Here is an 18,993-nt window from a genome sequence, read left to right as displayed (position 1 = left end):
TGGCGGTGGTGCGTCGTACGCGCCGGGGTGCGCCCCCTCGGCCTACATCTCCAGCAGGACCGTGAACGGGCCGTCGTTCGTCAGCGACACCCGCATCGGCGCGCCGAACCGGCCGGTGGCCACGGTCGCGCCCAGGGACCGCAACTGCGCGACGACCTCCTCGACGAGCGGCTCGGCGACCTCGCCGGGGGCGGCCGCGTTCCAGGTCGGCCGACGCCCCTTCCGCGCGTCCCCGTACAGCGTGAACTGGCTGATGACCAGCAGAGGTGCGTCGATGTCGCTGCACGACTTCTCGTCGTGCAGCATCCGCACGGACCACAGTTTGCGGGCCAGTCGCGCCGCCTTCTCCTTGGTGTCGTCGTGCGTCACGCCGACGAGGACGCACAGTCCCTCGCCCTCGATCGCCCCGACCGTCTCACCGTCCACGACGACGCTCGCGCCGTCGACTCTCTGCACCACCGCACGCATGCCGACCATCATGCCGCCGCCGTCCATCCGCCGTTCCCGAGGGGGTCCTCCTTACGGGGGGTTTGTGATCACGAGGGTTTGAAGAGCGCTTTGCCCGGTCTTTCTCATTGATCCATTACCGCCCATCTGGGGCGGATCGCGGGGACTCGGTCACATAGCGGCCACTCGGAGTGGCACCATGCTCACACACACCGGTCGAGGGGACGGTTGAGGCGCATGAGCACATCGAGTACCGAGCAACCTCCGGGGACTGCCACGTTCACCCGTACGACCCCGGGTCCCGGACCCGGGTCCGGCGTCCGTCGGCCACCGGTCCAGCGCACGGACAGCGGTCCGCTGCTGCCGCCGGACCCGGCCGAGCGGGACCTGTCCCGGCTGCGGCTGCCCGAACTGCGCACACTGCGCCGGGACGCCCAGCGGGACGAGACCGACCTCAGCTATCTGCGGCGGCTGCTCCAGGGCCGTATCGACATCCTGCGGGCCGAACTCGCCCGCCGGGGCCGCGCGGCGGACCCGTCGGCCAGGGGGGAGCCTCCGGCGCTCGTCGACCGGCTCTCGGAGATCCTGACGGACGCCCCGGCCCGGCACCGTTCGTCGGCCCGCCATGTCACGGTGGGTACGCCGCACGGCGAGGAGTACCGCAGGCTGGCCGCCGAGATGCTCGCCGAGGTCGAACTCTCCGACCTCGAAGCCCGCACCGACGACGAACTCGCCGCTGGGCTCGCCCATCTCGTCGGATACGAGCAACAGATCTCCGGCCGCCGTCAGGGCCTCCAGCGCACCGCCGACGACTGCAGCGCCGAGATCGCCCGCAGGTACCGTGAGGGCGAAGCCCAAGTGGACGACCTGCTCGCCTGACGCGTCGGAGCGCCGACCGGGGGAGCGGGCGACCGGGTGACCGAGCGACCAACGGAAACCGGAACCGGAAGGCGACCGCCGATGCCCGAACGCCGCGCTGCTGAGGTATCTGCCCCTCCCGTGCTCGCCGAGGTCGTGCGTTCCGGGTTCGTGGAGGGGCGGCATCGGGGCAGTCTGGTGCTGCTGGGGGCCGACGGGGCGGTGGAGCTGGCGCTGGGGGACGTCTCGGCGCCGGTCTTCCCCCGGTCGGCCAACAAACCGATGCAGGCGGCGGGCGTGCTGCGGGCCGGGCTCGAACTGACGGGAGAGCGGCTGGCGTTGGCCGCCGCGAGCCATTCGGGGGAGGCGTTCCACCGGGAGCTCGTACGGCGGATGCTGGCCGAACACGGGCTCGGCGAGGCGCAGTTGCGGTGCCCGCCGGACCTGCCGCTGGACCGGGAGGAGGCGGAGACGTATCTGGCCGCCGGCGGTGTACGCGACCGGGTGGCCATGGACTGCTCCGGCAAGCACACGGCGATGCTGGCGGCGGCGGCCCTGCGGGGGTGGCCCACCGAGTCGTACCTGGACCCGGACCATCCCCTCCAGCGACTGATCCACACGGTGGTCGAGGAGGCGGCGGGCGAGCCGGTGGCGGCGGTGGGGGTCGACGGCTGCGGGGCCCCGCTGATGGCGATCAGCCTCACCGGCCTGGCCCGCGCCTTCCGCTCCTTCGTCCTGGCCCCGCCCGGCACCGCCGAACGCCGCGTCGCCGACGCGATGCGCGCCCACCCCGAGTACGTGGCGGGCACCCGCCGCCACGACACCTCGCTCATGCGCGACGTCCCCGGCGCCCTCTCCAAAATGGGCGCCGAATCCGTCCAGGCGGTAGCCCTCCCGGACGGCCGCGCCCTGGCCCTCAAGATCGACGACGGGGCGCCCCGGGCCCTGGGCCCAGTCCTCGGCCGCGCGTTGGCCCTGCTGGGCGTGGAGGAAGAGGTGACGAATACCATCGGCCGGGCCCCGCTGCTGGGCGGGGGGAGGGTGGTGGGGGAGATTCGGGCGGTGTTCTGAGGGCCGGTGCGATGTCGGCTGCGGGCCCGGTGGGGGCTTGTCGCGCGGTTCCCCGCGCACCCAAAGGCGAAAGCCACGGGGCGCAGCCTCTGCCTTTCAGGGGCGCGGGGAACCGCGCGAGCAACCACGACGCACCCGCACCCGCACCCGCACCCGCACCCGCACCCGCACCCGCACCGAGCCCCCGAGCTCGACCGCGCAGCCCACCGTGGGGGCGAAATCCCCACGACACCAGGCGGACGCCACCCCTAGCGTGATCCCATGAGCCGCTCCCAGGAAATCACCGTCCGCCCGATCACCGAACCCGAGATCCCGGCCTGGCTCCACGCCCTCGACACCGGCTTCCTGCGCTCCCCGGAAGCCCTCTCCGACCAACAGCTCAAGGACCGCTCCGCCCACATCGACCCATCCCGCACCCTCGCCGCCTTCGACGCCCTCGCCGACAACCGCTGCGTAGCCACCTTCCGCTCGTTCCCCCAGGAACTGACCGCGGTCGGCGGCACCCCCGTCCCCGCCGACGCCATCTCGAACGTCACCGTCACCTCCACGCACCGCCGCCGAGGCATCCTCACCCGGATGATGACGCAGGACCTCACCGCCGCGAAGGACAGGGGCGACGTGGTCGCCACCCTGATCGCCGCCGAGTACCCGATCTACGGCCGCTACGGCTTCGGCCCCGCCACCTGCACCGCTCAGTGGACGATCGACGTCCCCCGCACCGGCCTCGACCCCCGCTGGTCGCGCCCGGCGGACGGCGGCCGTATCGACCTCGTCGACGGCGCGGACGTACGCGCCCTCGGGCCCGCCCTCCACGAACGGCTGCGCCGCGCGCAGCCCGGCGCGGTGAGCCGCGACGAGCGCTGGTGGCGGGTCAACACCGGTGACCTGCGGATCCACCCCGACTGGACCGAGCCGTTCTACGCTGTGTACCGCTCGGCGGCCGGTGAGGTCCAGGGCCTCGTCTCTTACGAGGCGGACGACAACTGGCACGAGAAGCAGCCGCACGACACCGCCGACGTCAACTGGCTGATCGCGACGACCCCGGCCGCCGAACGCGCCCTGTGGCAGTACCTCTGCTCGATCGACTGGATCACCAAGGTCAAGTCGGGCTGGCGGGCCCCCGACGATCTCCTCCCGCACTTCTTCCCCGACCCGCGCGCCGCCAGGATCACCGCCCAGGCGGACTGGCTGTGGGTGCGCGTCCTGGACGTCGTACGGGCGCTGGAGGCCCGTACGTACGCGGGGACCGGGACGCTGGTGCTTGAGGTCGTCGACAGGGACGGTTTCGCGGCCGGCCGCTACCGGCTCGACGCCGGTCCGGACGGGGCGAGTTGCGTGCCGACGAGCGAGGACGCCGAACTCGTCCTGGAGGCCGCGGATCTGGCGACGCTGTGGCTGGGAGACGAGTCAGCCGTACGGCTCGCCGCGCTCGGCCGGGTCCGGGAACAGCGGAAGGGCGCCGCCTCCGTGGCCGACGCCCTGCTGCGGACGTCCAGGCGCCCGTGGTGCCCGGACATCTTCTGAGAAGTGCTCAGAACTCTTCAGAGCTCTCTGTGACGTGGACCTTTCCATGGAGTGTGCGGATATCCGTAGCTATGCGGTTGTGGTTGTGGCTGCGCATTCAGTTGTGGCTGAACCATTCAGTTGTGGCTGTGCGGACCGGTCGAACTCCCGGCTCCCCTCCGGAGGGGAGGTCGATCGGTCGATCTGTGTGGCAGTTGCCAGCGTCACCAACCACTGGAAAATTTGACCAGGTTGCGAAAGTTGGCGACCAACTCTTACGTACTTATCTCCGCTTGGAGTCGTCTCATAACCACCTTCTCCTGAACTGCCCAAAGATGGCGCGAAGTTGTACTGTTTTGTTCGTGGAGCGGGAACGCACGGCCGTCGATGGACGGAAGTCGTCACAGGGGCCCCAGCGGTCACATCGCGAGGTGGCCGACGTGTTGCGCGGCCGGATCAGGTCCGGCGAGCTGCGACCGGGGCAGCGCATGCCCACCCAGGCGAAGCTGGCCGACGAGTTCGGCGTGGAGCGCGGCGCCGTACGGCAGGCACTGCGCATCCTGCAGTCGGAGCGCCTGCTCACCAACGTTTCCAAGGGAAGCCCGGCGACTGTCGCCCCACGCCTGGGTGCGGCCGTGATCGGCGGGCCGGGAGCGGCGCCGCGGCCCACGATGGTGGAGCTTGCCTCTCGCATATCCACCGCCTTCGCGGCCCCGCACGTGGAGATCGACGCGCTCTGCCTGACGTCCGTGTCCCTCACGCTCGCCGTGGGTGAGCCGTTGCGCGAGATTCACGCGGGGCGTATAAATCCGGCCAGGGTCGACGTCCGGGTGATGCTGCCCAGCCGCGACATCCCGCTCGCCTTCCCGGCCCCGGTCGACGCCTCGGTCGACGGCCGGCTCCAGCGCCGCTGGCTCGCCCAGCGCAACGCGCAGGGCCAGGTCCTGAAGCACAACCTGCTGGCGTTACGGTCCACGCACGGCATCGACGTACACGTCTCCTTCCGTGCCCTGCCCTTCACCCCACCCGTGAAGTTGTACCTCCTCAACGGCCAGGAAGCGCTCTTCGCGTACTACACCGTCCAGCGGAAGGAGGCCGAAGTGGACAGCGAACAGCTTGAGATGTACGACGCCGAGGGCACCCAGTCCACGCTCTTCGCCTTCCAGCAGGGCGCGACGGCGGCCCCGCGGGACACCACGTTCGTCGAACAGTCCCACCTGTGGTTCAACGCGCTGTGGGAGACCATCAGCTCGGACCTGCTGCTCACGAGCTGATGGTCTCCCGCGGCACGCCGGCGACCGTCACAGCGCGGGGCCGGCGAACATCAGCGTGAGGATCACCGCGCCTATGGAGCTGCAGGTGTGGTTCTTCGCCTTCAGCCCGACCGTGAGGAACAGCAGGCCGACGACTCCCATCGTGCCGTAGCGCCACTCGACCGTCTTCTGGAAAGCGACGACGGCGATGGCGGAGATGAGGGCGATGGTGGGCATGGTGGTACCTCCTTCGGGGAGAGGTGCGGCAAGGTGGAGCGAGGGCCGGGCTTCGATCGGAGGCAAAATATCCGCCAACTCGACTAAGTTGGCAACCAACTCTTCCCAGATGGTTCCCACTTGGTCGATGTTCGTAACCACCTTCCCGAGAACTCCCCAAAGATGGACGAGAGTTGTAGCGTTTGGTCGTGACCCAGGAGAACGTTGCAGTGAACGGCAGCAGAAAGCTCTCGTCCCAGGAGATCGCCGACACCCTGCGGGACCGCATCCGCAGCGGCGACCTCAGGCCGGGCGCGCGCCTGCCCACCCAGGCCGAGCTGGCGGAGGAGTTCGGCGTGGAGCGCGGCACGGTCCGTCAGGCCCTGCGCGCACTCCAGGACGACGGGCTGCTCAGCAATGTGAGCAAGGGGAGCCCGCCCAGGGTCGCCGAGGCCACCCACCCCACCCGGGACGAGCCGCAGCCGACGATGGTGGGCCTCGCCCCACGCCTCGCCGAGGCATTCTCCGCCCCGCACGTACGCGTCGACGCGGCCTGCCTCACCGCCGAGACCCTGATGATGGCCCTTGGCGAACCGGTCCGCCTCATCCACGAGGGAACGATCCGCCCCGAGTCCATCGACGTCCGCATACTCCTCCCCTCCCGGAAGATCAACCTGGCCTTCCCGGTCCCGGTGGAGGCCCGCGGCGACGAGGAGGACCCCGTCCACAAGCGCTGGCTCGACCAGCGCAACGCCCAGATCCGCGTCCTGCGCCACAACCTCCTGGCGCTGCGCACCTCCCACCAACTAGACGTCCGCGTGACCTTCCGCGCCCTGCCCTTCACCCCGCCCGTCAAGCTCTACCTCCTCAACGGCACGGAAGCCCTGATCGCCTACTACATGCTCATGAGGCGCGAGGAGGAGATGGAGGGCGGCACCCTGGAGATGTACGACGCCTTCGGCACCCAGTCCCTCCTCTTCTCCTTCGAGAGGAACACCGGCCCCCGCGACGCCGCCTTCGTGGAGCAGTCGCAGCAGTGGTTCGACGCCCTCTGGGAAACCATCACGACGGACCTGACACTCTCCTAGTGACTCCTGATACGGCGCAGACTGAACCGGTGACAGTAGAGACAGCGTCCCTGCGTGAACTGATCGCTCCCGTCCGCTTCGTGCTCTGGGACCTGGACGGGCCGATCTGCCGGCTGTTCTCCGGCCATCCCGCGCACCAAGTGGCCCGAGATCTCGTCAAGTTGATCGACAAACGCGGGCTGGGCGGCCTGCTGACGGAGCGGGAACGGAGTACGGCGGACCCCCAGGTCGTACTGCTGGGCCTGAGCCGGCGCCACCCGAGCAGCGACCTGATCATCGACCTGGAGAAGTGGCTCACCCAGCAGGAGCTGACCGCCGCCCCGAAGGCGTACCCCACCATGTACGCCGATCCGCTCATCCGGACCTGGTCCGGACAGGCCAAGTTCGCCATAACGACCAACAACTCGGCGCTCGCGGCGGCCCGTTACATCGAGACGCGGGGCCTGACCGACTGCTTCCCCTACATATACGGCCGCACGCGCGACCTCGACCTGATGAAGCCGCACCCGCACATCCTGCGCCAGGCCCTCAACGCGATGGGCGCCGACCCCTCCCGCTCCCTGATGCTCGGCGACGCCCCGACGGACTTCGAGGCGGCCAGGGAAGCGGGCGTTCCCTTCCTGGGCTACGCGCGTAACGAGTACAAACTCAAAGCGCTCTTGGCGGCGGGCGTCCCCTTTCCCCGCACCGTGGACTCGCTGAAGCCCGTACTGGACGCCCTGCGAGGGCGGTTCCAGGATCAGGCCTGAACCATCAGCAGGACGAAGAGGAGCACCGCCCACCACGCCGGGTGCACATGGCGCACCCGCACAGCCACCAGAACCGTGACCAGAAGGGCCAGTCCCAGCGGGCCCAGTGCCCGCCCCACCAGGTGACCTGCGGTGAATTGGACTGCTGCCCGTATCAGCTCCCAGAGAACCATGCTTCCCACCCCGTTCCATCTGTCATTCCACTAACCAGTCCAATTGGCCTGGTAGTTGACTTGAGTGCTGTATGCCCTGCTGGCCTGATCCCTTAACTGCCTGTCCAGTTGGCCTGTTTGGCTGACTGGAACTGGTTTGTTCAGCGGCCGGAAGCGGTACGGTCGAGGGATGGGTGATGCACGAGGCGGAGAGGGTGGCGGCAGCAAGTTCGAGCGCGTCCTGGAGACGCTGCGGGCTCGCATAGCGGACGGCACCTATCCGGTGGGAGGGGCTCTGCCCCCGCAGCGGGCGTTGGTCGAGGAGCTCGGCGTCTCGCGCGACACCGTTCAGCGAGCCCTGGCCAGGTTGGGCGATGAGGGCTGGATCGAGTCGCGGCAGGGGAGCGGGACCCGGGTGTTGGGCGCTCAACGGGTGCAGTCGTCAGGGACGGCCGCTGTGTGGGGCAGCCGTGGGGTGACGCTGCGGTCGTTCTTCGACTACGCCTTTGAGCGCAGCGAAGTCGCCCTGGACATTTCCACGCTGACGTCGGAGTCCTTGAGCACTCACATCCGATTGCAGGCGGAGAGGGTTCGTGAGGGGGAGATCGCGCCCGAACGCATAGTGCTGCGCATGCTGCTGCCGTGTGAGTCGGTGCCACTGCCGTATCCGAAGGTCAAAGGCAGGCCCGAGGACACGCGGCCGCAGGAGCGCCTTCGTGAGATAACACGGATGCACGGGTCGCTGCTGAAGAGGGCGCTGGAGGACCTGAAGCGAGAAGGGTTCGTGCCGCACGTCGACATCGAGTTCCGACGCATTCCCATGGCACCGGCCTTCAAGGTCTATCTGCTCAACCGCACCGAGGCGCTGCACGGCTTCTACGAGGTGGTCGAGCGCACGATCGAGGTGGGCGAGGACGAAGAGGTCGTGGTCAGCGATGTACTCGGGCTGGGAGCCACGCTGACCCACCACGTCAAGGACACCGACGTATCGTCCCAGGGGACCGTCTTCGTGGATGCCGCGCAGGCCTGGTTCGACTCGGTCTGGGACCGGCTCACGGGTGAGGACAACTGACCGGTGGAAGGGCACAGGCCGCGACGAGCTGGGTGTGCGAGTGGACCACGCAGTGCGCGCCTTCCCGGCTCAGGTTCCCACTCTGCTCGTCGTCGGTGGAGTAGCCGAGGAAACCCACTCCCGCGGACCTGGCCGCCTGGAGATCGGTGAGCTGATCGCCGACCATGACGGCGTCGCGCGGGCTCATCCGGCCCAGACTCCACAGGGCCCGGTGCAGCAGATGCGGGTCGGGCTTCATATGGCGTGGCTCATGCGGATCACGACCGCAGACCACCTCGAACTTGCCGGACATGCCATGAAGTTCGAGGAACCTCAGCACGGGGCCCTCGGCGTTGTTGGTCACGATCACCAGTCGCTTGCCGAGACCGAGCAGGGTGTCGAGCAGGGTGTGTATCCCCGGGGCCGGCACGGCCGAGTCCACCGCGTCGTACTCGTACCGCATGACAATGTCGTTCGCCGTGCTCAGCGCGGTGGGGTCGAGGGAGGAATCCCCCCTTCGGTCCAGCATCTCGCTGAGGATCCGAAGGAGGCCGTGCGAGTCCTCACATGCTTCGACCACGTGGTCGAGCACGCTCCACTCCCGCCGGGCCATGGCCTTGATCTCCTGGGCGATCGGCGCCGTCGACCGGCCGCCGAACAGATCACAGATCGGGCCGTCGAAGTCGAAGAGAACCGCTCGTGTCTCGCCGAGGAGCGTCCGTAAGCGCGCGGTGGCGTCGGCCGGGAGTCTCGTCATGGGGTCAGTGTGGCCCAGTCGGCCGCGGGATCCGAGAGGCGAAGCGGTCGCCGATGACTTCGGGAAGTCAGACGAATCGTGACGTCGTATCGCCGTCCTCTGGCACGATGCACCACCACGGAGGAGTAACGTGCCTCCACTTCCTTGATTTCACCACTGGTCTGACCACGGCGAGAGAACGGGCAATGCCAGCTGAATCGGATTCCACGGGCCGTTGCCGCGCTGGTGAGATGAGCGCCGACCCGGGCATGGTGGAAGGGCCGCTCCGTGGCTACCACCATGAGACGTATGTCTTCCCGCTGCCGCCGGAGGCCGGGGCCGGTGGCGGTGGAGGTGGCGACGGACGGTGGAAGTGCCGTGAACCGCGGGAGAGCCTGCTGTGGTTCGACCGGCGGTGCTTCGTTTCGGAGGAACGCCTGCTCACCGAGCTCCAGGGACGCATCGACAACATTCCCGACCTCATCGAGGCCGGGGGCACCGTCCTCCAACGGTTCATCGAGGGAGAGACACTCGGCACGCTCCACGCGTCCGGCACGGCGGTTCCCGAGGAGGAGTTCGAGCAGATCCTCGCCCTGTTCCGGCAACTGGTAGCCGTCACCCCTGAAACCCTGCTGGTGAAGCGGAGATGTGAGCTGCGGGACCGTGCGTCGGAGGGCGACAGCGCCGGATTCATCGACGGATTGATCAACTTCACCGAGGAGCGGGTGTACGGGGACAACCTGCGGGAGTACGGGCAGCTGTTCGCGGACCTGAAGCTGGACCCCGACTCCTTCAAACAGCTCAGGAAGCATGTGTCCGGCTTGCGGGAGCGCCCTTTCTGCCTGCTCCACGCCGATCTTCACCGGGAGAACCTCATCGTCGACCATGAGCGTCGGCTGTGGGCCATCGACTGGGAACTAGCGATGCTCGGCGATCCGCTCTACGACCTGGCCACCCATCTGTACCTGATGCGCTATCCGTCGGAGCAGGAACGGCGGATGACGGAGCGGTGGTGCACGCTCGTCGAGGGCATCCGACCGGGGAGTTCGAGCGGCTGGCGGGAAGACCTGCCGAAGCTCCTGGACTACAAGAAGGCGCAGTCGGTGTTCACCGACGTGATCCGCACGTCGCAGTCCCTGTGTCTGGAGGCGAAGGCGGACCGGAGCCTGCTCCGCAGCGCGAGCTGGACGGTCTGGGAGGTACTGAGCAGGGGCGCTCGCCCTTTGGGAGTCGAGACGGTGCCGAATGCGCCGGCGGTCGAAGCCGCGCTCGCGCGGTGGCTCCGCAATCATGGCGGTGACACGCGTTCGAGGTAGTGGGACGTGTGGGATCGTAAGCGCGCGTTCGAGTGTCCGTGGGTCCCCCACGGTGGATCGGCCGACTGGCCGAATGTCTTCCCGGGGCACTCTCCGCTACCCGCGTTGTCCGTCCAGGAGCGTTTCAGTGCGTGCAGTCTCCGTACCTCGCCGAGCCGAGTGGGGTGGCCGGGCGCCCGGGGCTGTCTGCGAGGAGTTCGTGGAGCGGGCCATCCGCGACGGGGTGATGAGCAGCGGGCACCACAATCGGAACTTCCTCCTGCGTCTGGATCAGGACATGGCGCGGGAGGTGGGAGGTGAACCGGACACTCCTGTGACGGTGCGGGTCAGGAAGCCGGTGGACGAGGCGCTGCCGGTGGTGGTCCGTACCTGGCTCGACGAAGCCTGGGTCCTGGATGCCGTGGGCAGCGTGCTGCCGCATGTGCCGAAGTGCCTCGCCGAGACCTGGGGGGCGGCCGTTCACAGCTATGTGGAGGGTGTCCCGCTGTCCAGGGTGTGCCCGGACGGCCGATCCATGGACAAGGCCCTCGTCGAGAAGCTGACCGAGCTGCTTGCCGAGATGTCGCAGGTGCGCGAGGAGTCGCTGCCGCCGTTGCCCGACTACTGGCCGTGCGACCAGGACAGCCAGGGGTTCCTCTACACACTGGCGAAACTGGTGCACCATGACGTGTGCGTGCCCAACCGGCCTGTGTTCGGCGGTCTTTTCATGGCGCTCGGCATCCCCGAGGACGCCATGGAACGGTACGCCGAGCGCGTACCGGAGCTGACCCCCCGCCCGTACAGCCTGCTCCATGCGGATCTCCACCGGGACAATGTCATCCTGACGTACTCGGGTGACCCACCGCTGATCTGTGTCGACTGGGAGCTGGCCACCTATGGTGACCCGTTGCACGACCTGGCCGTCCACCTCGTCAGGATGCGGTATCCGATCTCTCAGTGGGACGAGGTGGTCAGGGCCTGGGAGAAGGCGTTCCAGGACGTCACCCCCGCCGGAGCCAAGGGCCTGCACGAGGATCTCGATCACTACATCGCGTTCGAGAGGGCGCAGTCCGTCTATCCCGACGTCATGCGTGCGGCACAGTCCCTGGACGGTTCCTTCGAGCAACATGACCTGGACCGGGCCACTGAATCGATTCGCCAGGCCCTGGAGGCCGCCGAACGCCCGCTGGCGCTCGCCGACGTCCCGGCCCCGTCCGAGATCGAGGGCGCGCTCGTCGCATGGCAGGAGCAGAGAGGCGGCAGCCATGCGAAGCTGCGCCCCTTGTTCGCGATCGACTGGAGCCGAGTCCCGCAGACCCCCCAACGGCCGGGCGACCGCTGCGACGTCGCACTCGGCCAGGTGCTGGCCGCGGAGAGACGTGCGCCCGCGGGGCAGGTGCTCACGGGAACCGCTCACCGCAACACGGTCGTGCGGGTGGACGCCACGAAGCCCCCGGTCGTCGTACGGCGGAGGATGAAGGGCTCCCACAGAAACCGACGGAGTTTTCTCAGCGAGCACGCCGTACTGGAGGCCATCGAACAGTCGGGTGTCGCTGTGCGGGCACCGAGGGCGCTCGGGCTGGGGATGACCGAGGGGGGCGTTTTCTTCGCCCTGCACTCGTATGTCGGCACGTCCGCCGATGTCGACCAACTGGACCATCCGGTGAACGGATTGCAGCCGGACGAGGCGGACGCCCTCGTGGACCAGCTCTGTGAGCTGACCAAGGTCGACAGCGATCTGCTGGGCTCTTCCGAGGCGCGGACGGATGTCCCCGATTTCTATGGCTGGCTCAGCGATCAGCTGGTGGAACAGGTGGCGGCGCTGCCCGCCCCGTCACGGCGGCTGGCCCGGGAACTCGGCCTGCCGGACGAGGAGCAATTACGGGAGATCCTGCGCTCGCACCAGGTGACCCCCAGGCGTCCGGCGCTGCTGCACGGCGACCTGAATCCGTGGAATCTCGTCCGCTGCCAAGGTGACGGACTTCCCCTGGCGATGATCGACTGGGAAGCCGCCATGGTGGGAGATCCCTTGTACGACCTGGTACGGCACATGCACCTCACGCCGACCCCGCGGAAGACACGCAAGCAGATGTTCGGCCGGTGGCAGGACCGGCTGGACGAGGAGTACACCCGGCGCTGGCAGTCCGACGAGCGCGTCTACCGAAGACTGGAGAGAGCGAGGTCCGCTTATGTGGACCTCAACCGCCTGGTCACCCGATCCAACCTCGACGCGCCCAATGTGAGCCGAGCGGTGGACTCGTACGCCGCGACGCTGGAGCGCGCGAAGGACGAGCTCGGTCTGCGGGCTCGGCGCTGGGGAGGCGGAACCCAGTCCCTTCTGCTGAAGGCACTTCCGTACGTCGAGCGTGCCGGGCCATCGGTCGAGGCGATGATGTGGCAGGTCGTCCAGCAGTCCATGGAAGCGGCCTGGCAGTGGCCGCGCGAGACGCTGCGGGCCGCGCTTCGGGGAATCGGTGCCGAGAGACCGCTCTCCAAGAGACGCACGCTGCCCGCCGGCCTGTGCGGTTCGACGACTGTGACCGGTGGGGCCGTTGATTCGAGCCGGACACCCCTGTCCTGACGTTCCGGACGACGGATCGCCTTCGACGCGGACCGACCCTGCCTGGCCCCGGCCGCCGAAGGCGAACAAGGGTCCCCGATGGTGTCTAGGCTCGCCGGTATGAGTGAGATCGGCCTGCGGGAGCGGAAGAAGCGGCGGATGTACGAGACGGTGTCGGAGGTCGCGATCCGGTTGTTCCTGGAGAAGGGCTTCGACGCGGTGTCGGTCGCCGAGGTGGCCGCGGCCGCCGAGATCTCGAAGCCGACGCTCTTTCGGTACTTCCCGGCGAAGGAGGACCTCGTGCTGCACCGGATCGCCGATCACGAGGACGAGACGGCGCGGGTGGTCGCGGGGCGGGCCGAGGGGGAGTCGGTGGTGGGGGCGGTGCGGGCGCGCTTTCTGGACGGGCTGGCCCGGCGGGATCCGGTGACCGGGCTGAACGACAATCCGAACGTGCTCGCGTTCTATCGGCTGCTGTACGGCACGCCGTCGCTGGTCGCGCGGTTGTACGGCCATCTGGAGCGGGCCGAGGCCGCGCTCGCCGAGGTGCTGGGCGGCGGGCTCGACGCGCGGGTCGCCGCCGGTCAGATCGTGGCCGTACGGCGGGTGCTGGCGGAGGAGAACTGGCGGCGGATGGAGCGGGGGGAGCGGGTGGAGGAGGTCGAGGGGGACGCCGTTGTCGCCGCTGAGCGGGTGTTCGGGCGACTTGAGGGGGCGCTTCCGGTGGGGGTGGCCTGAGGAGGCACGCTCCCGCACCTCACCCGGCCCCATTCCTGAGGCTCGGTAAAAAACTTAACTCGGTTACGTTATTTCGGTACGCTCGGCGGAATGACGTCTCCCGAACACGCCCCTGCCCTCCTCCACTCCGCCCTCGCCCACGAACGCACGTACCACGACACCTGCCGCACCGCCCTCGCCGCCATGGTCGAAGGGGCGGGGGAGCGGGTCGTCATCGGTGAGGACGTCTCCGCGTCGGGGGCCGACGCGGAGGTGCTCGGATACCGGCTCCGCAGCCACGCCAAGGAGATGCGTGAACTGCCGGAAGGGCCGTTGTTCTTCGGGCGGCTCGATTTCGCCGATGGCGATGGCGCTGCCGATGGCCGTTGTGACGCTGGGGCTGGGGCTGGGGCTGGGGCTGGGGCTGGGGCTGGGGCTGGTTTCGGTGATCACGCCGGGCAGAGTTATCACATCGGCCGGCTGCGGATCAGCGAGCATCCGGCCGCGCCGCCCCTCGTCGTGGACTGGCGGGCCCCGGTCTCGCGGGCCTTCTACCAGGCGAGTCCCCGTGACCCCCGCGGTGTCGCCGTCCGGCGCCGTTTCGGCTGGGCGCCGGGCAGCCGCGGTGACTCGGCCGACCTCACGGGTCTGGAGGACGAACGCCTCGGTCACGGCACCCCCCGCATCCAGGAGGATGTCCAGGACTCCTCCCCGGGCAGTTTTCTCGCCGACGAGATCGAGCGCCCCCGGCTCGGCCCCATGCGGGACATCGCCGCCACCATCCAGCCGGAGCAGGACGACCTGGTGCGCGCGGATCTGACCACCTCGGTCTGCGTGCAGGGTGCCCCCGGGACCGGCAAGACGGCGGTCGGCCTGCACCGCGCCGCGTACCTCCTCTACACCTACCCCCAGCGCATCCGCCGCAGCGGACTGCTGATCCTCGGCCCGAACCGCACCTTCCTCTCGTACATCGCGGAGGTCCTGCCGGCGCTCGGCGAGACGGGCGTACGGCAGTCGACGATCACGGACGAGATCGCCCGGCACCCGGTCACCGCGGCGGACGACGAGCGGGCCGCGGTCGTCAAGCACGACGCCCGGATGGCGCGGGTGCTCCGCCGCGCCCTGTACGCCGACGTGGCGAGCGGCCACGTCGACTCCCTCGTCGTACCGGACGGTTCGTACCGCTGGCAGGTGTCCGGTGACGAGCTCGCGCGGATCGTGGCGGGCGTACGGGCGGAGGAACCGCCGTACGACATCGGGCGCGAACGGGTCCGGGCGCGGGTCGTACGGCTCGTGCGGGAGCGGGCGGAGCGGCGGGCCGGGCCGCTTTCGAACGCGTGGGCGTACCGCGTCTCGCGGTCGCGGCCGGTCGGCGCGTGCGTCGACGCCGTATGGCCGCGCGTTCGGCCGGAGGAGGTGGTGGCGCGGCTGCTCGGGGACCCGGTCGCGCTCGCCGACGCGGCGGAGGGGCTGCTCGACGCGGACGAGCAGAAGGCCGTCCTGTGGGCGAAGGCGCCGCGCACCTGGCGGTCGGCCCGCTGGTCGGCCGCCGACCTCGTCCTCCTCGACGAGGTCGCGGGACTCCTCGAACACCCCGGCGGCTACGGCCATGTGGTCGTCGACGAGGCCCAGGACCTCTCCCCGATGGAGTGCCGCGCGATCGGCCGCCGCTCCACCTTCGGCTCGGTGACCGTCCTGGGCGACCTGGCCCAGGGAACGACGCCGTGGGCCGCCCGCGAGTGGCCCCGACTCCTCGCACACCTGGGCAAGCCGGACGCCCTCGTCGTACCCCTGACCATCGGCTTCCGGGTGCCACAGGCCGTCGTAGGCCTGGCAAACGGGCTGCTGGGGCGGCTGAAGGTGGATGTGCCCGCCGCGCGATCCCTGCGCAGGGACGGGGAGTTGAGGATCAGGAGGGTGGACGGGGAGGGCGCCTTCCTCGCGGCCGAGACCGTCTCCGCCGTGCGCGACGCGCTCGCTCAGGAGGGCTCCATCGGCGTCATCGCGGCCGACGCGGAGGTCGTACGGCTGCGGGAGGCGCTCGGCGAGGCCGGGGTCGCGACGGGTGGTCCGGACGAACTCGGGGCGCGTGTCGCGGTGTTGGGGGCCGGGGTGGCGAAAGGGCTTGAGTACGACCATGTCGTGGTCGTCGAGCCGGCGGCGATCGTGGCGGCGGAGGGGGATCAGGAGGGGGATCAGGAGGGGGAGGGGAATCAGGGGGGCGTGCGGGGGTTGCATCGGCTGTATGTCGTGCTCACGCGGGCGGTGTCGCGGCTGGACGTGGTGCATGCGCGTGCGTTGCCTTGGTGAGCGGCGGAGCACGTGAGTCATCCCCCAGAGGGCGTCTCCCGGAGGCTCGTCCGCCGCTCACCGGTTGATCACGCGGGCGTCGTCACGGCATCCAGTGCCGGGATCAACTGCTCCTCCTCGTAGTCGAGATGCGCTTCGAGCTCGGCGATGAGCCGTTCCACCTCGGGGAGTACGGCGACGGGGTCGGCGTTCTCGGTCGTCACGACTCGGCGCAGGTCCTCGACGAGGGCGGCGATCCCTTCGTGCTCCTCGTGGAGGCGGGTGAGGGCCGGGGCCAGCTCGGGGTGGCGGTCGGCGAGGAAGGGGAACAGGGCGATGTCCTCGCCGGTGTGGTGGTTGTGGAGGCCCTGGCAGAAGGTGAGGCAGTTGACGCGGAGCTGGGCGCCGAGGGTGGCCTTGCCGTCGCTCATGGTCAACTCCTTCCTGATCAGGGCGAGTTCGCGCCGGAACGCGTCATGGACGACCTTGATGGCTCGCCCATCGAACCGGCGTTGATGTTCGGCGGACCGGCCACGGGGACCTCGCGCAGAGCGACGACCGGGATCGTACGGTCCGTCTTCGCCTGATACTCGGCCCACCCCGGCTCGGACTCCACCGCCCGCGCGAACGCCCGGTCCCGCTCCTCGCCGTCCAGTACGACGGCGTCGGCCTCGTACGTGAACGCTCCGCTCTCCACGGTGACACGGGGATCGGCGCCGATGTTCCGGTACCAGTCGGGGTTCCTGGGCGAACCGCCGGCCGACGCGATGACCAGGATCGTGCCGTCGCCGTCGGGGAGGTAACCGAGGGGGGTGGTGTGCCGGTTGCCCGTACGGGCGCCGGTGGTGGTCAGGAGGATCAGGCGAGCGCCCTCGAAATATCCGCCGACCTTTCCGTGGTTGGCACGGAACTCTTCGATGATCTGCTGGTTGAAAGGGTTGGGCATTCTCTGCTTTCTGGGGTTGGCGATAGCGATAGCGATAGCGATACCCATGGCGGTAGCGGCAAGCGTGTATCGCGGAATTTGGGCAGGGGTGATCGCCGCAGCGCGTTGAGGAAATGCGGGCAGGTCATATCGAGGCACGGCACGGCACGGCACGGCACGGCGAGGCACGGCACGGCACGACGCTGTGCAGCGCAGTGCTGGTCAGGGCGCGGCGAGTCAGGGCCCGGCAGTTCAGGGCAGCGCAATGCGTCGGTTCGCGTTGCGGTGAGAAAAGTCGACGCGCGGAATTTCAGCAGGCGGGCCCCTGGCCCGCCCCGGCCTCACTCGGAGGCCGGGTTACCAATCCGCTCACGGCTCAAGGCCGACCCGGCAGTCATGAGGGAAACGGTAATGGGTGGGACCGGGTATGGGCAATGCCGAATTTCGGACGACGGGTTTTTACCAATGCCGACTCCGTCTCCGGGGCGCGGAGTGGGGCGCGGGGTGGGACGCGGGGTGTCGGCCTCGCCCTCACGCCCTACGGCCGGCGTCGGCTTCCTCGGCCGCGCGCTCCAGGCGGCCGCGATGGTTCTCCCACCATGCCGCGTCGCCTGGCGGGACGCTGGCGTTGCCCTCGTTCATCCCGACCGCACCGTCGATGAGTTCGCGGAGGATGTCGGCGTGCCCGGCGTGCCGGTGGGTATCGGCGATGACGCGAACGACGGCGTGATGCAACGTCACCTCGTCCTTCCCGCTCGGCCACCACGGCACCCTGCCGACCGTGTCGAGGGCCAGCGCGCCGATGGTCGCGTCCGCATGCGTCCAGGCCCGGCGGTACAGCTCCACGATGTCCGCGCGGGACTGCTCGGGCGTGGCCCACATGTCCGCGATGGGCTCGGAGTCGCCGTCGAGCCAGGGCAGCGGCTCACCGGACGGCCGGTCGAAGGTGTCACCGAGATAGCCCAGCTCCACACCGGCCGCGTGCTTCACCAGCCCCAACAGGTTGGTGCCGGTCGGCGTCAGCGGACGGCGGACGTCGTACTCCGAGAGTCCTTCGAGCTTCCACAGCAGGGCATCGCGCGCGGACTGCAGATAGAAGAGGAGGTCGGCCTTGGGATCCGATGCGGTGGTCATGGAGCCAGTCTGTCGCTCACGCGATCTCTGTCCATCCCTGTGTCCCGTCTCGCTGATGATGAGGCAGGGCAGGGCCTGACCTGGGGCGACTGGTCACGATGCGTTGGGCTTGGGCGCGAGGCGGCCGGAATACGGCAGAACAGGGGCCGCGGGGGTGATCGGCGCGGCCGGTGCGGGCCGATGCTCAGCTCAGGCGGGCTCGCAGGAGGCAGAATTCGTTGCCTTCGGGGTCGATAAGGACGTGCCACTGCTCCTCGCCGCTCTGGCCGATATCGGCCGGGCGCGCCCCGAGCTTCAGGAGGCGTTCGAGTTCGGCGTCCTGATCGCGGTCGGTGGCGTTGACGTCGAAGTGCATCCGCAGCTTGCCGGCCTTGGGCTCGGTGGCGGGGACGAAGACCAGGGTCGGCTGCAACCCGCCGAACCCTTCCCGTGGTCCGATCTCCACCGCGCCGCCGTCGTCGGGGTCGAGCACGATGAAACCCAGCACCTCGCACCAGAACGCCGCCAGCTGTTGCGGGTCCTGGCAAGGGATGATCAGTTCGGAGATTCGACAAGCCATGGCCGGCACCCTACGGGGCGTCAACCGCACGCAGCCAGTCGTTAAACGGCCCAGAGCTGTCCCGTCCCTCAGTCTCAGAGGAATCGGTGGCGATTGAACCCGCCGCCGGCGGGCGGGTCCTCGGCGCGAGCATCCGAGGCCGTCTGCGTGGGGGTGGCGGCGGCCAGCAGCGCGGCGAACGCGACGGGGGCGGCTGTCTGGCAGCCGATCCAGACCCCGCCGTCGGCCCTGCTGCCCTGCCACGCATCAGAAGGCCGGCCAGGGCTGCCAACACCCAGCCGCTGTCGTAGGCGACCATGAACCGCGTGTATGTGCGCATCGGTCGTCTGCGTACGTATCGGATCTCCATCCCACAGGAGAGTGGACTCCCTCGTCGCCACCAGACCCTCC

General features: G+C 69.2%; 18 protein-coding genes and 1 pseudogene. 12 read left to right on the top strand and 7 right to left on the bottom strand.

Annotated elements, in window-relative coordinates; translation table 11 throughout:
* Positions 1 to 42: 42 nt before the first annotated feature.
* The gene (dtd, locus tag I8N67_RS27665; RefSeq protein WP_200306785.1) at positions 43 to 468 is read right to left on the bottom strand and encodes a D-aminoacyl-tRNA deacylase; all 426 of its coding nucleotides are present in this window, start codon (positions 466 to 468) and stop codon (positions 43 to 45) included.
* A 216-nt stretch (positions 469 to 684) separates the two neighbouring features.
* Here dtd and I8N67_RS27660 point away from each other — a divergent pair, with 216 nt between their 5' ends.
* From I8N67_RS27660 to I8N67_RS27645, 4 genes are all read left to right on the top strand, one after another.
* On the top strand, positions 685 to 1,326 hold the full coding sequence (locus tag I8N67_RS27660) for an RsiG family protein (protein ID WP_200306717.1): 642 nt from the start codon (positions 685 to 687) through the stop codon (positions 1,324 to 1,326).
* Between the two features lie 81 nt (positions 1,327 to 1,407).
* The gene (locus I8N67_RS27655; protein WP_200306715.1) at positions 1,408 to 2,376 is read left to right on the top strand and encodes an asparaginase; all 969 of its coding nucleotides are present in this window, start codon (positions 1,408 to 1,410) and stop codon (positions 2,374 to 2,376) included.
* Positions 2,377 to 2,637: 261 nt separating this feature from the next.
* Positions 2,638 to 3,900 carry a GNAT family N-acetyltransferase gene (locus I8N67_RS27650; protein WP_200306713.1) on the top strand — a complete coding sequence of 421 codons (1,263 nt, stop codon included), beginning with the start codon at positions 2,638 to 2,640 and terminating at the stop codon, positions 3,898 to 3,900.
* A gap of 410 nt (positions 3,901 to 4,310) precedes the next feature.
* A complete protein-coding gene (locus I8N67_RS27645; protein ID WP_200306711.1) occupies positions 4,311 to 5,153 on the top strand; it encodes a winged helix-turn-helix domain-containing protein in 843 nt (280 codons plus the stop codon).
* A gap of 27 nt (positions 5,154 to 5,180) precedes the next feature.
* Here the strand turns inward: I8N67_RS27645 and I8N67_RS27640 are convergent, their stop codons facing one another.
* Positions 5,181 to 5,369: a hypothetical protein gene (locus tag I8N67_RS27640; RefSeq protein ID WP_200306709.1), complete on the bottom strand. Its 189-nt coding sequence runs from the start codon at positions 5,367 to 5,369 to the stop codon at positions 5,181 to 5,183.
* Between the two features lie 182 nt (positions 5,370 to 5,551).
* On the opposite strand from I8N67_RS27640, the gene I8N67_RS27635 reads away from it, so the two are divergent.
* Both I8N67_RS27635 and I8N67_RS27630 read left to right on the top strand, forming a co-directional pair.
* The gene (locus I8N67_RS27635; protein WP_200306707.1) at positions 5,552 to 6,436 is read left to right on the top strand and encodes a GntR family transcriptional regulator; all 885 of its coding nucleotides are present in this window, start codon (positions 5,552 to 5,554) and stop codon (positions 6,434 to 6,436) included.
* A gap of 29 nt (positions 6,437 to 6,465) precedes the next feature.
* Positions 6,466 to 7,185: an HAD family hydrolase gene (locus I8N67_RS27630; RefSeq protein ID WP_200306705.1), complete on the top strand. Its 720-nt coding sequence runs from the start codon at positions 6,466 to 6,468 to the stop codon at positions 7,183 to 7,185.
* Here I8N67_RS27630 and I8N67_RS27625 read toward each other — a convergent pair.
* The gene (locus tag I8N67_RS27625) at positions 7,176 to 7,358 is read right to left on the bottom strand and encodes a hypothetical protein (RefSeq protein WP_200306703.1); all 183 of its coding nucleotides are present in this window, start codon (positions 7,356 to 7,358) and stop codon (positions 7,176 to 7,178) included. The two genes, I8N67_RS27630 and I8N67_RS27625, sit on opposite strands and share 10 nt — an antisense overlap.
* Positions 7,359 to 7,527: 169 nt before the next feature.
* On the opposite strand from I8N67_RS27625, the gene I8N67_RS27620 reads away from it, so the two are divergent.
* A complete protein-coding gene (locus tag I8N67_RS27620; RefSeq protein WP_200306701.1) occupies positions 7,528 to 8,409 on the top strand; it encodes a winged helix-turn-helix domain-containing protein in 882 nt (293 codons plus the stop codon).
* On the opposite strand, the gene I8N67_RS27615 is transcribed toward I8N67_RS27620, so the two are convergent.
* Positions 8,390 to 9,145, bottom strand: a complete 756-nt coding sequence (locus I8N67_RS27615) for an HAD family hydrolase (protein ID WP_200306699.1) — start codon at positions 9,143 to 9,145, stop codon at positions 8,390 to 8,392. The two genes, I8N67_RS27620 and I8N67_RS27615, sit on opposite strands and share 20 nt — an antisense overlap.
* A 185-nt stretch (positions 9,146 to 9,330) precedes the next feature.
* On the opposite strand from I8N67_RS27615, the gene I8N67_RS27610 reads away from it, so the two are divergent.
* The 4 genes from I8N67_RS27610 (at position 9,331) to I8N67_RS27595 (ending at position 16,006) form a co-directional block, all read left to right on the top strand.
* Positions 9,331 to 10,440, top strand: a complete 1,110-nt coding sequence (locus I8N67_RS27610; protein ID WP_200306697.1) for a phosphotransferase — start codon at positions 9,331 to 9,333, stop codon at positions 10,438 to 10,440.
* Between the two features lie 127 nt (positions 10,441 to 10,567).
* On the top strand, positions 10,568 to 13,000 hold the full coding sequence (locus tag I8N67_RS27605; protein WP_307835391.1) for a phosphotransferase: 2,433 nt from the start codon (positions 10,568 to 10,570) through the stop codon (positions 12,998 to 13,000).
* A 99-nt stretch (positions 13,001 to 13,099) separates the two neighbouring features.
* The gene (locus tag I8N67_RS27600; protein WP_200306695.1) at positions 13,100 to 13,717 is read left to right on the top strand and encodes a TetR family transcriptional regulator; all 618 of its coding nucleotides are present in this window, start codon (positions 13,100 to 13,102) and stop codon (positions 13,715 to 13,717) included.
* Between the two features lie 90 nt (positions 13,718 to 13,807).
* Positions 13,808 to 16,006, top strand: coding sequence for a HelD family protein (locus I8N67_RS27595; RefSeq protein WP_200306693.1), 2,199 nt, complete (start codon positions 13,808 to 13,810; stop codon positions 16,004 to 16,006).
* A gap of 68 nt (positions 16,007 to 16,074) precedes the next feature.
* Here I8N67_RS27595 and I8N67_RS27590 read toward each other — a convergent pair.
* The 3 genes and pseudogenes from I8N67_RS27590 to I8N67_RS27580 form a co-directional block, all read right to left on the bottom strand.
* A pseudogene (locus I8N67_RS27590) lies at positions 16,075 to 16,931 on the bottom strand (nitroreductase/quinone reductase family protein).
* A 510-nt stretch (positions 16,932 to 17,441) separates the two neighbouring features.
* A complete protein-coding gene (locus I8N67_RS27585) occupies positions 17,442 to 18,044 on the bottom strand; it encodes a DinB family protein (RefSeq protein ID WP_200306691.1) in 603 nt (200 codons plus the stop codon).
* Positions 18,045 to 18,228: 184 nt separating this feature from the next.
* Positions 18,229 to 18,603, bottom strand: a complete 375-nt coding sequence (locus tag I8N67_RS27580) for a VOC family protein (protein WP_200306689.1) — start codon at positions 18,601 to 18,603, stop codon at positions 18,229 to 18,231.
* Positions 18,604 to 18,689: 86 nt separating this feature from the next.
* Here I8N67_RS27580 and I8N67_RS27575 point away from each other — a divergent pair, with 86 nt between their 5' ends.
* Positions 18,690 to 18,893 carry a hypothetical protein gene (locus I8N67_RS27575; protein WP_200306687.1) on the top strand — a complete coding sequence of 68 codons (204 nt, stop codon included), beginning with the start codon at positions 18,690 to 18,692 and terminating at the stop codon, positions 18,891 to 18,893.
* Positions 18,894 to 18,993 lie beyond the last annotated feature (100 nt).

It is taken from the genome of Streptomyces adelaidensis, from assembly GCF_016598475.1.
In the GTDB taxonomy this organism is placed as follows: domain Bacteria; phylum Actinomycetota; class Actinomycetes; order Streptomycetales; family Streptomycetaceae; genus Streptomyces; species Streptomyces adelaidensis.
Note: the sequence above shows the minus strand (reverse complement) of the source record. Positions and strands in the feature narration are given on the sequence as shown.